Raw genomic sequence first — 14,941 nt, 5'->3', positions numbered from 1 at the left:
GGGGCGATTGTAGCGAGGCGAGGTGGCGGCTGTCAGTGGCGACAGGCGCGCATTGCTCGGGGCTGAGCCAAGGCATATCATGTAGCCCCTTTTTTCAGCCCCTACATGTGGAAGGTATTGCTCGTGACTCAGAAGCCCGACCAGTGTCTCGGTGAGTGGATCGACCGTGAAGCCCTCGCGGAAGCGATGATTCCGTTGATCGGCCAGCTCTACCGCAACAACAACGTCGTGACCTCGATCTACGGCCGTGGCCTGATCAACCGCTCGGTGATCGATATCCTCAAGGCCCACCGTTTCGCCCGTCACCGTCTGGACGGCGAGAACGAACTGTCCGTGCATGACACCTTCCCCATCCTCAAGACCATGAGCGAGCTCAAGCTGGGCGCCGCTTCCGTGGACCTGGGCAAGATGGTCGCCAAGTTCAAGGCCGAAGGCGCCGGTCGCAGCATCGAGCAGTTCACTAAGGACGAGCTGGCCGACGTGGCTGGCAAGCAGAACGGCGCCGGCCGCGAAGGCACCGACGTCGTGCTGTACGGCTTCGGCCGCATCGGCCGCCTGCTGGCGCGCATCCTGATCGAGAAGACCGGTGGTGGCGACGGCCTGCGCCTGCGCGCCATCGTCGTGCGCAAGGGCGCCGAGAACGACCTGGTCAAGCGCGCCAGCCTGCTGCGTCGCGATTCCGTGCACGGCCCGTTCGACGGCACCATCACCATCGACGAAGCCAACAACACCCTGACCGCCAACGGCAACCTGATCCAGGTCATCTACTCCAACGACCCGGCGTCCATCGACTACACCCAGTACGGCATCAAGAACGCCCTGCTGGTGGACAACACCGGCAAGTGGCGTGACGCCGAAGGCCTGGGCCAGCACCTGAAGTGCCCGGGCATCGACCGCGTGGTGCTGACCGCGCCGGGCAAGGGCGCGCTGAAGAACATCGTGCATGGCATCAACCATGGTGACATCACCGCCGACGACAAGATCATCTCCGCCGCCTCCTGCACCACCAACGCCATCGTGCCGGTGCTGAAGGCCGTGAATGACAAGTACGGCATCGTCAACGGCCACGTCGAGACCGTTCACTCGTACACCAATGACCAGAACCTGATCGACAACTTCCACAAGGGCAGTCGTCGTGGCCGCAGTGCCGCGCTGAACATGGTGATCACCGAGACCGGTGCCGCCACCGCTGCCGCCAAGGCCCTGCCGGTGCTGAAGGGCAAGCTGACCGGCAACGCCATCCGCGTGCCGACGCCGAACGTGTCCATGGCCATCCTCAACCTGAACCTGGAAAAGGCCACCACCCGCGAAGAGATCAACGAGTACCTGCGCCAGATGGCCATGCACTCCGAGCTGCAGAAGCAGATCGACTTCGTCAATTCGCAGGAAGTGGTGTCCACCGACTTCGTCGGCTCGCGCCACGCCGGTGTGGTCGATGCCGAAGCCACCATCGCCAACGACAACCGCGTCGTGCTGTACGTGTGGTACGACAACGAGTTCGGCTACAGCTGCCAGGTCGTGCGTGTGATGGAAGACATGGCTGGGGTCAACCCGCCGGCCTTCCCGTACTAAGCGCCAGGGCAGGATGCAAAACGGGAGCTTCGGCTCCCGTTTTGTTTTTCAGCGTTCGGCCAGCAACTGCTCGCGCAGTTCGTCGGACAGGCCGTTCGGTGCCAGCCAGATGCCCAGGTAGGCGCTGGCCAGCTCGTCGCTGTCGCTGTGGAAGGCGCGGCTGCCGTTGATCTCCAGGCTCAGCCCGGCTCCCGGGGCGTAGCTCAGGGCGTAGCGGTCGCCGGGGCGGATGTCGCGGAAGCTGGCGTGCAGCGCGTCGATCATCGGGCGCAGGGCGTCCAGCCGGGCCGCTGGGTGCTGGCGCTCCAGGGTGACCCAGGCGGCCTTGATCACATCCGCGCGGGCGATGTCGCGGTAGTAGTACAGCTCCAGGCGCTGGTTGGCCTTCTGGCCGCTGGCCTGCTGGGGGCTGGTGCCGGCTTCCGTGTAATAGGCGGCGGAGTAGACATCGGCCCACAGGTAGGTGAGCAGGGCCTGGTTCTTGCGCTCCAGGGTGGTGCCGGCCTGCTGCTGGCGTTCAGCAAAGGCGGCTTCGCGCAGGCGGTCCGCGCTGTTGGCGTGGCTGGTGGTGGCGATGCTCAGCAGGAGCAGAAGCACGAGTCGGCGCATGGACAATTCTCCTGTAGGGTTTATCGCTTTTTTGCGCGACCTGGCCGAAGCGTCAAGACCGCTGCTGTTGCTTGGTGTTACGACTTGCTGGTCGAAGTTGAGACCGATTGGTGGGCAGCTCGCGCTTATGTCCTTATAATCCCGAGGCTTTTCGCTCCGGAATATCCTGGGGGCATGGCTGTGCCAGGCTCTCGCCCGCGGCTTTCTCCCGGTTTTCCGGCTGTGTTCGAACCCTGTGGAAACACTGAATCGGTGTTTGGATCACTCAATGATAAAAATCAAACGCGGGCTGGATCTGCCCATTAGCGGTGCACCCGAGCAGCGTATCGACGCTGCCCGTGCCGTGCGCAGCGTAGCCTTGATGGGGTGCGACTATCACGGAATGAAGCCGACCATGGCGGTCCAGGTCGGCGACCGGGTCAAGCTCGGTCAGGTCCTGTTCTCCGACAAGAAGAACCCGGGCGTGCACTTCACCGCGCCGGGTGCCGGCGTGGTCGCTGCCATCCATCGCGGCGAGCAGCGCGTGCTGCAGTCGGTGGTGATCGACCTGGAGGGCGATGACGCCGTCGAGTTCGCCCGCTACGACGCCGCCCAGCTCGCCAGCCTTGAACCCCAGGCGGTGCGCGACAACCTGCAGCAGTCCGGCCTGTGGACCGCGCTGCGCAGTCGTCCGTTCAGCAAGGTGCCGGCCATCGATGCCGTGCCCAGCTCGATCTTCGTCACCGCCATCGACAGCCATCCGCTGGCCGCCGATCCGGCCGTGGTGATCGCCGAGCGCCCGGCCGACTTCGAGAACGGCCTCAAGGTCCTGGCGCGCCTGGCCAAGGTGTTCCTGTGTCGGGCCGAGGGCGTCAGTCTGGCCGGCGAGGGTGTCGCCGGGGTGCAGGCCGAAGCCTTCGCCGGTCCGCATCCGGCCGGCCTGCCGGGCACCCATATCCATTTCCTCGATCCGGTTTCCAGCAGCAAGAGTGTCTGGCAGATCGGCTATCAGGACGTGATTGCCATCGGTGCGCTGTTCACCAGCGGCAAGCTGGACGTCACCCGCGTGGTCGCCCTGGGTGGCCCGGTGGTCGACAAGCCGCGCCTGCTGCGCACGCGCCTGGGCGCCAGCCTGGAAGAGCTGACCGCCGGCGAGCTGCAGGCCGGGCACAACCGGGTGATTTCCGGCTCGGTGCTGGGCGGTCGTACCTCGCGTGGCGCCTTCGCCTTCCTCGGTCGCTACCACGTGCAGGTCTCCTGTCTGCACGAGGGGCGCGAACGCGAGCTGCTGCACTACCTGCGCGCCGGGGTGAACAAGCACTCGGTGCTGAACATCTTCGTCTCCAAGCTGATGGGCGGCCGCAAGCTGGCCATGGACACCAGTACCAACGGCAGCCCGCGCGCCATGGTGCCGGTGGGCAACTACGAGTCAGTAATGCCGCTGGACATCCTGCCCACCCAGCTGCTGCGCTATCTGATCGTCGGCGACACCGAGATGGCGCAGAAGCTCGGCTGCCTGGAGCTGGACGAAGAAGACCTGGCCCTGTGCACCTACGTGTGCGCCGGCAAGTACGAGTACGGCCCGATCCTGCGGGACAACCTGACTCGCATCGAGAAGGAGGGCTGATTCATGTCCTTGCGTAAATTCCTCGACAAGATCGAGCACAACTTCGAGCAAGGCGGCAAGTACGAGAAGTGGTACGCCCTGTACGAGGCGGTCGACACCTTCTTCTACCGCCCCGGCAGCGTGACCAAGAGCACCGCCCACGTGCGTGACGGCATCGACCTCAAGCGCATGATGATCACCGTGTGGCTGTGCACCTTCCCGGCGATGTTCTTCGGCATGTGGAACATCGGCTACCAGGCCAACAGCATCTTCGCCGGCAACGCCGAGCTGCTGGCGGCCCAGGACGGCTGGCGCTTCGGCCTGATCGGCGCGCTGGCGGGCTTCGACCCGACCAGTGTGTGGGACAACTTCATCCAGGGCGCGGCCTTCTTCCTGCCGGTGTACCTGACCACCTTCATCGTCGGCGGCTTCTGGGAGGTGCTGTTCGCCTCCATCCGCCGGCACGAGGTCAACGAAGGCTTCTTCGTCACCTCCGTGCTGTTTGCCCTGACCCTGCCGCCGGACATCCCGCTGTGGCAGGTGGCCCTGGGCATCAGCTTCGGCGTGGTGATCGGCAAGGAAGTGTTTGGCGGCACCGGCAAGAACTTCCTCAACCCGGCTCTGGTCGGGCGGGCCTTCCTGTTCTTCGCCTACCCGGCGGACATGTCCGGCGACATGGTGTGGACCGCGGTGGACGGCTATGCCGGCGCCACCGCCCTGTCCGTGGCCGCCGCCAGCGGCATGGAGCAGGTTGCGGCCAACGGCCTGACCTGGACGAATGCCTTCATCGGCCTGGAGCAGGGCTCCATGGGCGAAACCAGCACCCTGGCCATCTTCATCGGCGGCGCCTTCCTGCTGCTGACCAAGATCGCCTCCTGGCGCATCGTCTCCGGCGTCATGCTCGGCATGATCGCCATGAGCACCCTGTTCAACGCCATCGGCTCGGACAGCAACCCCATGTTCGCCATGCCCTGGTACTGGCACCTGGTGGTCGGCGGCTTTGCCTTCGGCATGATCTTCATGGCCACCGACCCGGTCTCGGCGTCCATGACCAACACCGGCAAGTGGCTGTTCGGCGCGCTGATCGGCGTCATGGTGGTGCTGATCCGCGTGGTCAACCCGGCCTTCCCGGAAGGCATGATGCTGGCGATCCTGTTCGCCAACCTCTGTGCACCGCTGATCGACCACTTCGTGGTGCAGGCCAACATCAAGCGGAGGCTCGCCCGTGGCTAACAAGGAATCGACTGTACGTACCCTCACCGTCGCGGTGCTGGTGTGCCTGGTCTGCTCGGTGTTCGTCGCCGGCGCGGCCGTGGCGCTCAAGCCTGCGCAGGTGGAGAACCGCCAGCTGGACAAGCAGCGCAGCATCCTGGCCATCGCCGGCCTGGGCGAGGCGGGCATGTCCGCCCGCGAAGTGAAGGCGCTGTTCGCCGAGCGCATCCAGGCCCGCGTGGTGGACCTGGACAAGGGCGCCTTCAGCGACGCCCAGGACCCTGCCAGCTTCGACCCGCTCAAGGCGGCCAAGGACCCCAAGCTGTCCCTGGCCCTGTCCGGCGAGCAGGACATCGCCTCGATCAAGCGTCGCGAGAACTTCACCACCGTCTACCTGGTGGAGAAGGACGGCGCGCTGGACACCCTGATCCTGCCAGTGCGCGGCTACGGCCTGTGGTCGACCCTGTACGGCTTCATCGCCGTCAAGGGTGACCTCAACACCGTGGTCGGCTTCGGCTTCTACCAGCATGGCGAGACCCCCGGTCTCGGCGGCGAAGTGGACAACCCGAAGTGGAAGGCGCTGTGGTCCGGCAAGACCCTGTTCGACGAGCAGGGCCAACTGGCCGTGGAGATCATCAAGGGCAGCGTCGATGCGCAGTCGGCCAGGGCCACCCACCAGGTCGACGGCCTGGCCGGCGCCACCCTGACCAGCAAGGGCGTCAACAACCTGCTGCATTTCTGGCTCGGCGAGAGCGGCTTCGGCCCGCTGCTGGCCAACCTCAAGAAAGGGGAGGCGTGAGCATGTCGCAACCCACCATCAAAAGCGTACTGCTCGACCCGATCGTGCATAACAACCCCATCGGCCTGCAGATCCTCGGCATCTGCTCGGCGCTGGCGGTGACCTCCAACCTGAAGACCGCGCTGGTGATGTCGGTTGCCCTGACCCTGGTGACCGGCTTCTCCAACCTGTTCATCTCGCTGATCCGCAGCCAGATCCCCAGCTCGATCCGCATGATCGTGCAGATGGTGATCATCGCCTCGCTGGTGATTGTGGTGGACCAGATCCTCAAGGCCTTCGCCTTCAGCCTGGCCAAGCAGCTGTCGGTGTTCGTCGGCCTGATCATCACCAACTGCATCGTCATGGGCCGCGCCGAGGCTTTCGCCATGCAGAACCCGCCGCTGCTGTCGTTCTTCGACGGCATCGGTAACGGCCTGGGCTACAGCGCCATGCTGATCGTCCTCGGGGTGATCCGCGAGCTGTTCGGTGCCGGCAAGCTGCTCGGCTACAGCGTGCTGCCCACCGTCAGCGACGGCGGCTGGTACCAGCCCAACGGCATGCTGCTGCTGCCGCCTTCGGCGTTCTTCCTGATCGGCCTGATCATCTGGGCGCTGCGCAGCTGGAAGCCGGCACAGAAGGAGGCTCCGGCCTTCCGCATGGCCCCGCAGGTTTCGGATAAGGAGGCCTACTGATGGAGCATTACCTCAGCCTGTTCGTGAAGGCCGTGTTCATCGAGAACATGGCGCTGGCCTTCTTCCTCGGCATGTGCACCTTCATCGCCATCTCGAAGAAGGTGGAAACCGCCATTGGCCTCGGCATCGCTGTGGTGGTGGTGCAGACCATCACCGTGCCGGCCAACAACCTGATCTACACCTACCTGCTCAAGGAAGGTGCGCTGGCCTGGGCCGGGCTGCCGGAGGTGGACCTGTCCTTCCTCGGCCTGCTCAGCTACATCGGGGTGATCGCCGCCCTCGTGCAGATCCTCGAGATGCTCCTCGATAAGTTCGTGCCCAGCCTGTACAACGCGCTCGGCGTGTTCCTGCCGCTGATCACGGTGAACTGCGCCATCATGGCCGGCTCGCTGTTCATGGTGGAGCGCGACTACAACCTGGCCGAGAGCGTCACCTACGGCCTCGGTTCCGGCTTCTCCTGGGCCCTGGCCATCGCCCTGCTGGCCGGCATCCGCGAGAAGCTCAAGTACAGCGATGTTCCCGAGGGCCTGCAGGGCTTGGGCATCACCTTCATCACCATCGGTCTGATGTCGCTCGGCTTCATGTCGTTCGGCGGCATTCAGCTGTAAGGAGCACCTGATGGGTTTCGAAATCGCATTGGCCATCGGCATGTTCACCGCCATCGTCCTGGCGCTGGTGGTGATCATCCTGGCGGCCCGCGCCAAGCTGGTCTCCAGCGGCGACGTGAACATTGTCATCAACGGCGAGCGCACCCTGACCGTGCCGGCCGGCGGCAAGCTGCTGCAGACCCTGGCGGCGAACAACGTGTTCCTGTCCTCGGCCTGTGGTGGCGGCGGCACCTGCGCGCAGTGCAAGTGCATCGTCGAAAGCGGCGGCGGCGAGATGCTGCCGACCGAGGAGTCGCACTTCACCAAGCGCGAGGCCAAGGCCGGCTGGCGCCTGTCCTGCCAGACCCCGGTCAAGCAGGACATGCACATCGAGGTGGAAGAGTCGGTGTTCGGCGTGAAGAAGTGGGAGTGCACGGTGGAGTCCAACCCCAACGTCGCCACCTTCATCAAGGAGCTGACCCTGCGCCTGCCGGAAGGCGAGAGCGTGGACTTCCGCGCCGGTGGCTACGTGCAGCTGGAATGCCCGCCGCACGTGGTCAACTACAAGGACTTCGACATCCAGCCCGAGTACCGTGGCGACTGGGACAAGTTCAACCAGTGGAAGTACGTGTCCAAGGTCGACGAGACGGTGATCCGCGCCTACTCCATGGCCAACTACCCGGACGAGAAGGGCATCGTCAAATTCAACATCCGCATCGCCTCGCCGCCGCCGGGCAAGGACCATCTGCCGCCGGGCCAGATGTCGTCCTGGGTGTTCAACCTCAAGCCGGGCGACAAGGTCACCGTGTACGGCCCGTTCGGCGAGTTCTTCGCCAAGGACACCGACGCCGAGATGATCTTCATCGGCGGTGGCGCCGGCATGGCGCCGATGCGCTCGCACATCTTCGACCAGCTCAAGCGCCTCAAGTCCAAGCGCAAGATCAGCTTCTGGTATGGCGCACGCTCGCTGCGTGAAGCGTTCTACGTCGAGGAGTACGACCAGCTCGCCGCGGAGAACCCCAACTTCGAGTGGCACCTGGCGCTGTCCGATCCGCAGCCGGAAGACAATTGGCAGGGGTTGAAAGGCTTTATCCACAACGTGCTCTACGAGCAGTACCTCAAGGACCATCCGGCCCCCGAGGATTGCGAGTTCTACATGTGCGGCCCGCCCATGATGAACGCCGCCGTGATCAAGATGCTGCTGGACCTGGGCGTCGAGCGCGAGAACATCCTGCTGGACGATTTCGGTGGTTAAACCCGCGTTGTTCGCCCTGCTGGCCAGCGTCCTGCTGGCCGGTTGCGGCGAGAAGATCGAGGAGTTCGGCGGCCCGACCATGGGTAGCCACTACTCGCTGAAATATGTGGCGGGCGAGGGTACGCCTGAGCCTGCCGCCCTCAAGGCTGAAGTCGAGGGCCTGCTGGCCGAGGTGGACCAGCAGATGTCCACCTGGCGCGCCGATTCCGACCTCTCCGCGTTCAATCGCCTGCCGGCCGGCAGCTGCCGCGCCATGCCTGCGTCGGTGCTGGAGCTGGTGCGTTTCGGCGAGCGGCTGTCCGCCGACAGTGGCGGTGCCTTCGACCTGACCCTGGAGCCGCTGCTCGACCTCTGGGGCTTCGGCCCGCAGTCGCGTGGCGAGCGGGTGCCGACGGCCGAGGAAATCGCCGAGGTGCGCCTACGCACCGGTCATCAGCACCTGCGCATCGACGGCGACCAGCTCTGTAAGGACGCCGCCGTGCAGCTCGACCTCAACAGCATCGCCGCCGGCCATACGGTCGATCGCATCGCCGCGCGCCTGGCCGAGCTGGGCGTGCAGAGCTACCTGCTGGATGTCACCGGCGAGCTCAAGGCGGCCGGGCGCAAGCCGGACGGCAGCGCCTGGCGCGTGGCCATCGAGGCGCCGCGCGACGATCGCCAGGTGGCGCAGAAGGTGCTGGCGCTGGATGGGCTGGGCGTCTCGACTTCCGGTGACTACCGCAACTATTTCGAACGCGACGGCAAGCGCTACTCGCACACCCTCGACCCGCAGACCGGCGCACCGATCAGCCACCGCCTGGCGGCGGTGACGGTGGTCGATGCGCAGACCCTGCGTGCCGATGGGCTGTCTACGCTATTGATGGTACTGGGCCCCGAGCGTGGCTATGCCTTCGCCGAACAGGCGCAAGTGGCGGCCTTCTTCGTCACCCGTACCGACCAGGGTTTCGCCACACGCGCGACGCCCGCTTTCGAGCGCCATTTCGGCGCAGGAGAAACGCCATGACCTGGTTGCTGGTATTCGGTCTCATGCTGCTGGTGGTGCTGGGCATGGCCGTCGGCGTGCTCATGGGGCGCAAGCCCATCGCCGGTTCCTGCGGCGGCATCGCCAACCTCGGCATCGAGAAGGAATGCTCGATCTGTGGCGGCAGCCGCGAGAAGTGCGAAGAGGTCAATCGCGAACAGAAAGGCGATGTAGTGGACGCAAAGCTCGCCTACGACGCGACCAAGCGCTAATGTGCCGGGCAAAACGGCCCGGCTAAGCTGGGACGATGACAAGAAAGTGCCGCTAAGGCACCTGCAGGGCGCCTCGGGCGCCCTGAGCAGTTCTGAAAGGAGTAAGCATGGCGGTCTACAACTACGACGTGGTGGTGCTCGGTTCCGGCCCGGCGGGCGAGGGCGCGGCGATGAACGCGGCCAAGGCCGGGCGCAAGGTGGCGGTGGTCGACAACCGCCCGCTGGTCGGCGGCAACTGCACCCACCTCGGTACCATCCCGTCCAAGGCCCTGCGCCATTCGGTACGGCAGATCATGCAGTACAACACCAACCCGCTGTTCCGCCAGATCGGCGAGCCGCGCTGGTTCTCCTTCCCCGATGTGCTGAAGAGCGCCGAGCGGGTGATCGCCAAGCAGGTCGCCTCGCGCACCGGCTACTACGCGCGCAACCGCATCGACGTGTTCTTCGGCACCGCCAGCTTCGCCGACGAGCAGACCGTGGAAGTGGTGTGCGCCAGCGGCGTGGTGGAAAAACTGGTGGCCAAGCAGATCGTCATCGCCACCGGCTCGCGCCCCTACCGCCCGGCGGATGTGGACTTCAACCACCCGCGCATCTACGACAGCGACACCATCCTCAGCCTGACCCATACGCCGCGCCGCATCATCATCTACGGCGCCGGGGTGATCGGCTCCGAGTACGCCTCGATCTTCAGCGGCCTCGGCGTGCTGGTCGACCTGATCGACAACCGCGACCAGCTGCTCAGCTTCCTCGACGACGAGATCTCCGACGCACTGAGCTACCACCTGCGCAACAACAACGTGCTGATTCGCCACAACGAGGAGTACGAGCGCATCGAGGGCCTGGAGAACGGCGTGATCCTGCACCTCAAGTCGGGCAAGAAGATCAAGGCCGACTGCCTGCTGTGGTGCAACGGCCGTACCGGCAACACCGACAAGCTGGGCCTGGAGAACATCGGCATCAAGGTCAACAGCCGCGGGCAGATCGAGGTCGACCAGTTCTACCGCACCCCGATCAGCAACATCTTCGCCGCCGGCGACGTGATCGGCTGGCCGAGCCTGGCCAGCGCCGCCTATGACCAGGGCCGTTCGGCAGCCGGCAGCGCGGTGGAGAACGACAGCTGGCGCTTCGTCGACGACGTGCCGACCGGCATCTACACCATCCCGGAGATCAGCTCGATCGGCAAGAACGAGAAGGAGCTGACCCAGGCCAAGATTCCCTACGAGGTCGGCAAGGCCTTCTTCAAGGGCATGGCCCGCGCGCAGATCTCCCACGAGCCGGTGGGCATGCTGAAGATCCTGTTCCACCGTGAGACCCTGGAGATCCTCGGCGTGCACTGCTTCGGCTACCAGGCCTCGGAGATCGTGCATATCGGCCAGGCGATCATGAACCAGAAGGGCGAGGCGAATTCCATCAAGTACTTCGTCAACACCACCTTCAACTACCCGACCATGGCCGAGGCCTACCGGGTGGCGGCGTTCGACGGTCTCAACCGGCTTTTTTGAGCGGCTCCGACCGGTGGCCTGAACCGGTCGGGGATGACCCCCTCGGCGACTCCCGCAGCTGGCGCTGGCCGAACCGGGAGAGCTTCTGACCAGGCACGATGCTGCAAGAAAAAACCGGCCCAAGGGCCGGTTTTTCTTTCTCCCCTCTCCCGCTGGCGGGAGAGGGGCTGGGGGAGAGGGCGAGCTATCGACCCTCTCCCTGACCCTCTCCCATAAATGGGAGAGGGAATGTACACGCGGGCTAATAGGCTTCGGGAACAGTCCGTAGCCCGGATGCAATCCGGCAGCGGAGCCGCCTGCTAGCGCTTGAGCGTATCCACCGCCAGCCCCGGGAAGTCGGTGATGATGCTGTCCACGCCGAAGTCGGCCAGGCGGCGCATCAGGGCTGGCTCGTTGACCGTCCATACCGACACATGCAGGCCGGCCTTCTGCGCCTTGAGCAGGCGTTCCGGGGTGCACAGGGTCCAGTTCAGCGCGAGCATCGAGCAGCCGTGGTGGGCGGCGACCTTGAGCGGGTCGAGCCAGTTGTACTCGGCCACCAGGCCGCGCGACAGCTCCGGAGCCAGGCGGCGCAGGGCGCGCAGCACCTCGCGCGAGCTGCTGGTGACGGTGACCCGGTCCTTGATGCCGAAGCGCTCGGCCAGCGCCTGAATGGCCAGCACGGTGCGCGCCGCGCGTACCCGCGAGGCGCTTTTGACTTCCAGCTGCCAGTGCTCGAACGGGCATTGCTCGAACAGGGTGGCAAGCGTGGGGATGGGGCAGGGCGTCTTCCAGCCCGGCCCGCCCTGGCGGGCGTCGAGTTTCACCAGTTCCTCGGCATCGTGCTCCACCACCTTGCCGCGGCGGCCGGTGGTGCGCTTGAGGGTCGGGTCGTGGATCACCATCAGTTCGCCGTCACGCGACAGGTGCAGGTCGAGCTCGCAGCGGGTGACGCCGTGCTCCAGGCAACGCTGGAAGCTGGCGAGGGTGTTTTCCGGCGCTTCGCCCTTGGCGCCGCGGTGGCCGTAGATCAGGGTCACTGTCGTTCCTTGGAAATGGCATGGCGCTGCTGGTGGTGCAGCACGCTGTTGATCACATGGTCGTATTCGAAATAGACGCTGAAACTGCGGTAGTCCCAGCGGGTGATGGGAGGCTGGCCCACCGGCGGATGTTCCTCGTCGGCCAGGCCGAAGCGCTCCAGCACCGAGCGCTTGGACTCGCCCAGCTGGGGCAGGCCAGCGACGGCCTCACCCTGCTGGCCGAGGGGGATTTCCAGAGTCTCGGCCAGGCTGGGCGGCGGCAGCAATAGGGCGCAGAGCAGGGCGGGCGCCCACTTCATCGCTGCTGTTCCTTGGCCAGGCGGCGCTCCAGGGCCTGCTTCTGCAGGATGTGCCGGGCCAGCAGCTGGCGCTGGGCATCGGTCAGCGCCTCGAACTCGGTACCGATCTCGAACTGGCCATCGGCGCGTGCCTGGCAGTGCACCACCCGGGCCCGCAGCAGCAGGCCGAGGGCCTGGGGCATCAGCACCATCTTGATCGCCAGGTGACTGCCGGCGGGCACCGCCTGGCCGTGGTTGAAGCTGATGCCGCCCTCGGAGAGGGATACCCGGCGCGGCGCACCGACATCGCGCAGCAGGCTCTGCGCCACGGCCTGGCCGAGCAGGTCGATGCGCTTGTTGATCACCTTGAGGTAGTTGGCCATGGTGCGGTCGCGCTCGCTGATATGGCGCAACAGGTGCTGCGACTCGAAGTCGGTCAGGTGCAGTTCGCTGAGCAGATTGAACAGCGGCGAGTTGTCGTGCAGCGGGTCACTGGCGTGTGCTTCGGCCCCGGACAGCAGGCTGAAATCCAGTGCGATCGTATCCTCGATACGGTAGTATTCGCGGCGATCATCGACGTCTTGATTCGACATGGCGAACCCATGGCAGCAGTGGTGGTCTGAGTGTAAAGCCGCGCGCCAAGCCCCGCCACAAGGACGTTTCTCCCTTTTCGCCAGCGAACCCCTCACTCATGTTCAGACCCCTGCCGTTCTTCATCGGCGTGCGTTACACGCGAGCCAAGCGCCGCAGCCTGTTCGTCTCCTTCATCTCCCTGACTTCCATCATCGGCCTGGCCCTGGGCGTGCTGGTGATGATCGTCGTGCTGTCGGTGATGAACGGCTTCGACCGCGAGATGCGTGAGCGCGTGCTGGGCATGGTGCCCCACGCCACCCTCGACAGCGCCACGCCGATCCAGGACTGGCGCACCATCGGCGAGGGCCTGCAGCGCCATCCGCAGGTGGCGGCCATCGCCCCCTTCACCCAGATGCAGGGCCTGCTGACCAACAACGGCCAGGTGCAGAAGGTGCTGGTCAACGCCATCGATCCGGCCGAAGAGGCCAAGGTGTCGATCATCGGCAACTACTTCCGCGAGGGTTCGCTGGATTCGCTTAAGGCCGGCGGCTTCGGCATCCTCATCGGCGACCTGGCGGCGAAGAAACTGGGCCTGGCCATCGGTGACAAGGTCACCTTCGTCGCCCCCGAGGTGGCGGTGACCCCGGCCGGCATGTTCCCGCGCATGAAGCGCTTCACCGTGGTCGGCATCTTCCACGTCGGCGCCGGCGAGATCGACGGCCACGTGGTGATGACCCATGTGCAGGACGCCGGCCGCCTGCTGCGCCTCAAGCCCGGCGAGGTGCAGGGCATCCGTCTCAAGCTGCACGACCTGTTCCAGGCGCCGCAGGTGGCCTGGGAGCTGGCCACCCTGCTGCGCGAGCAGGACTTCTATGCCCGCGACTGGACCCGTACCCACGGCAACCTGTACCAGGCCATCCGCATGGAGAAGACCATGATCGGCCTGCTGCTGCTGCTGATCGTCGCGGTGGCCGCCTTCAACATCATCTCCACCCTGGTGATGGTGGTGACCGACAAGAAGGCCGATATCGCCATCCTGCGCACCTTAGGGGCCACGCCACGGCAGATCATGGCCACCTTCATGGTCCAGGGCTCGGTGATCGGCGTGGTCGGCACCCTGGTCGGCGGCGTGCTCGGCGTGCTCGCCGCGCTCAATGTCAGCGCGGCGATCAAGGGGCTGGAGAGCCTGCTGGGCATCCAGTTCCTCAATTCCGAGGTGTATTTCATCGACTACCTGCCCTCGCAGGTGCTGGGCTCGGATGTGGCGCTGGTCTGCGGCGCCGCCCTGGTCCTGAGTTTCCTTGCCACCCTTTATCCGGCCTGGCGTGCGGCGCGCACCCAGCCTGCGGAGGCTTTGCGTTATGAGTGACAAGTCCGTGCTGAGTTGCCGCAACCTGGGCAAGAGCTACGAGGAAGGCCCGCAGACGGTCGAGGTGCTGAGCAACGTCGAGCTGGAGCTGCTGCCCGGCGAGCGCGTGGCCATTGTCGGCACCTCCGGTTCGGGCAAGAGCACCCTGCTGAACATGCTCGGCGGCCTGGATACGCCGAGCAAGGGCAGCGTCTGGCTGGCCGGCGAGGAGCTGTCGGCGCTGAACGAGAAGGCCCGCGGCCTGCTGCGCAACCGCGCGCTGGGCTTCGTCTACCAGTTCCACCACCTGCTGCCGGAGTTTACCGCGCTGGAGAACGTGTGCATGCCGCTGCTGATCGGCAAGACGCCGATCCCCGAGGCGCGCCAGCGCGCCAGCGCGCTGCTGCAGCGGGTCGGCCTCGGCCATCGCCTGTCGCACAAGCCGGCCGAGCTGTCCGGGGGCGAGCGCCAGCGCGTGGCCATCGCCCGCGCCCTGGTCAACAACCCGGCCCTGGTGCTGCTCGACGAGCCCACCGGCAACCTCGACCAGCACACCGCCCAGGGCATCCAGGAGCTGATGCGCGAGCTCAGCCGCGACTCGCGCACCGCCTTCCTGGTGGTGACCCACGACCCGCAGCTGGCCGGCCAGATGGACCGCGTGCTGCGCCTGGAAGAAGGCCGACTGGTAGCCGCCTGAT

16 protein-coding genes are annotated in these 14,941 nt (G+C 65.6%); 12 read left to right on the top strand and 4 right to left on the bottom strand.

The window, feature by feature from the left end; all coding sequences use genetic code 11:
* The first annotated feature begins 105 nt into the window (after positions 1-105).
* Entirely contained in the window at positions 106-1,572 is a 1,467-nt protein-coding gene (locus AAG092_RS03720) for a glyceraldehyde-3-phosphate dehydrogenase (RefSeq protein WP_373388596.1), read from the top strand.
* A 48-nt stretch (positions 1,573-1,620) separates the two neighbouring features.
* Here AAG092_RS03720 and AAG092_RS03715 read toward each other — a convergent pair whose 3' ends face one another.
* Complete coding sequence (locus tag AAG092_RS03715) at positions 1,621-2,181, bottom strand: chalcone isomerase family protein (protein WP_373388595.1); 561 nt, start codon at positions 2,179-2,181, stop codon at positions 1,621-1,623.
* 268 nt (positions 2,182-2,449) lie between these two features.
* Between AAG092_RS03715 and AAG092_RS03710 the strand changes: the two genes are divergently transcribed.
* The 9 genes from AAG092_RS03710 (at position 2,450) to sthA (ending at position 11,025) form a co-directional block, all read left to right on the top strand.
* Positions 2,450-3,787, top strand: a complete 1,338-nt coding sequence (locus AAG092_RS03710; protein ID WP_373388594.1) for a Na(+)-translocating NADH-quinone reductase subunit A — start codon at positions 2,450-2,452, stop codon at positions 3,785-3,787.
* A gap of 3 nt (positions 3,788-3,790) precedes the next feature.
* On the top strand, positions 3,791-4,999 hold the full coding sequence (locus AAG092_RS03705) for an NADH:ubiquinone reductase (Na(+)-transporting) subunit B (RefSeq protein ID WP_110682597.1): 1,209 nt from the start codon (positions 3,791-3,793) through the stop codon (positions 4,997-4,999).
* On the top strand, positions 4,992-5,777 hold the full coding sequence (locus tag AAG092_RS03700; protein ID WP_110682596.1) for a Na(+)-translocating NADH-quinone reductase subunit C: 786 nt from the start codon (positions 4,992-4,994) through the stop codon (positions 5,775-5,777). Before AAG092_RS03705 ends, AAG092_RS03700 begins: the two co-directional genes overlap by 8 nt.
* A complete protein-coding gene (locus tag AAG092_RS03695) occupies positions 5,774-6,448 on the top strand; it encodes an NADH:ubiquinone reductase (Na(+)-transporting) subunit D (RefSeq protein ID WP_373388593.1) in 675 nt (224 codons plus the stop codon). The genes AAG092_RS03700 and AAG092_RS03695 overlap by 4 nt, the downstream gene beginning before the upstream one ends.
* A complete protein-coding gene (gene nqrE / locus AAG092_RS03690; protein ID WP_110682594.1) occupies positions 6,448-7,056 on the top strand; it encodes an NADH:ubiquinone reductase (Na(+)-transporting) subunit E in 609 nt (202 codons plus the stop codon). Before AAG092_RS03695 ends, nqrE begins: the two co-directional genes overlap by 1 nt.
* A 7-nt stretch (positions 7,057-7,063) precedes the next feature.
* Positions 7,064-8,290, top strand: a complete 1,227-nt coding sequence (gene nqrF / locus AAG092_RS03685) for an NADH:ubiquinone reductase (Na(+)-transporting) subunit F (RefSeq protein ID WP_181418778.1) — start codon at positions 7,064-7,066, stop codon at positions 8,288-8,290.
* A 79-nt stretch (positions 8,291-8,369) separates the two neighbouring features.
* The gene (locus AAG092_RS03680) at positions 8,370-9,293 is read left to right on the top strand and encodes an FAD:protein FMN transferase (RefSeq protein ID WP_373389550.1); all 924 of its coding nucleotides are present in this window, start codon (positions 8,370-8,372) and stop codon (positions 9,291-9,293) included.
* The gene (nqrM, locus tag AAG092_RS03675) at positions 9,290-9,523 is read left to right on the top strand and encodes a (Na+)-NQR maturation NqrM (protein ID WP_110682591.1); all 234 of its coding nucleotides are present in this window, start codon (positions 9,290-9,292) and stop codon (positions 9,521-9,523) included. The genes AAG092_RS03680 and nqrM overlap by 4 nt, the downstream gene beginning before the upstream one ends.
* Before the next feature lie 107 nt (positions 9,524-9,630).
* A complete protein-coding gene (gene sthA, locus AAG092_RS03670) occupies positions 9,631-11,025 on the top strand; it encodes a Si-specific NAD(P)(+) transhydrogenase (RefSeq protein WP_373388592.1) in 1,395 nt (464 codons plus the stop codon).
* A gap of 299 nt (positions 11,026-11,324) precedes the next feature.
* On the opposite strand, the gene AAG092_RS03665 is transcribed toward sthA, so the two are convergent.
* From AAG092_RS03665 to AAG092_RS03655, 3 genes are read right to left on the bottom strand one after another with little or no spacing between them, the layout of a single operon-like run.
* Positions 11,325-12,044, bottom strand: a complete 720-nt coding sequence (locus tag AAG092_RS03665) for a glycerophosphodiester phosphodiesterase (RefSeq protein ID WP_373388591.1) — start codon at positions 12,042-12,044, stop codon at positions 11,325-11,327.
* On the bottom strand, positions 12,041-12,343 hold the full coding sequence (locus AAG092_RS03660; RefSeq protein WP_373388590.1) for a phosphodiesterase: 303 nt from the start codon (positions 12,341-12,343) through the stop codon (positions 12,041-12,043). The genes AAG092_RS03665 and AAG092_RS03660 overlap by 4 nt, the downstream gene beginning before the upstream one ends.
* Positions 12,340-12,915, bottom strand: coding sequence for a PilZ domain-containing protein (locus AAG092_RS03655; RefSeq protein WP_110682587.1), 576 nt, complete (start codon positions 12,913-12,915; stop codon positions 12,340-12,342). Before AAG092_RS03655 ends, AAG092_RS03660 begins: the two co-directional genes overlap by 4 nt.
* Before the next feature lie 98 nt (positions 12,916-13,013).
* Here AAG092_RS03655 and AAG092_RS03650 point away from each other — a divergent pair, with 98 nt between their 5' ends.
* Positions 13,014-14,264, top strand: coding sequence for a lipoprotein-releasing ABC transporter permease subunit (locus tag AAG092_RS03650; protein WP_373388589.1), 1,251 nt, complete (start codon positions 13,014-13,016; stop codon positions 14,262-14,264).
* Positions 14,257-14,940: a lipoprotein-releasing ABC transporter ATP-binding protein LolD gene (gene lolD, locus AAG092_RS03645; protein WP_203791975.1), complete on the top strand. Its 684-nt coding sequence runs from the start codon at positions 14,257-14,259 to the stop codon at positions 14,938-14,940. Before AAG092_RS03650 ends, lolD begins: the two co-directional genes overlap by 8 nt.
* The last annotated feature ends 1 nt before the right edge of the window (position 14,941 follow it).

The organism is Pseudomonas alcaligenes (genome assembly GCF_041729615.1).
Classification (GTDB): Bacteria; Pseudomonadota; Gammaproteobacteria; order Pseudomonadales; family Pseudomonadaceae; genus Aquipseudomonas; species Aquipseudomonas alcaligenes_B.
The sequence above is the reverse complement of the archived record's forward strand: the minus strand, read 5'-3'. Positions and strand labels throughout refer to the sequence as shown.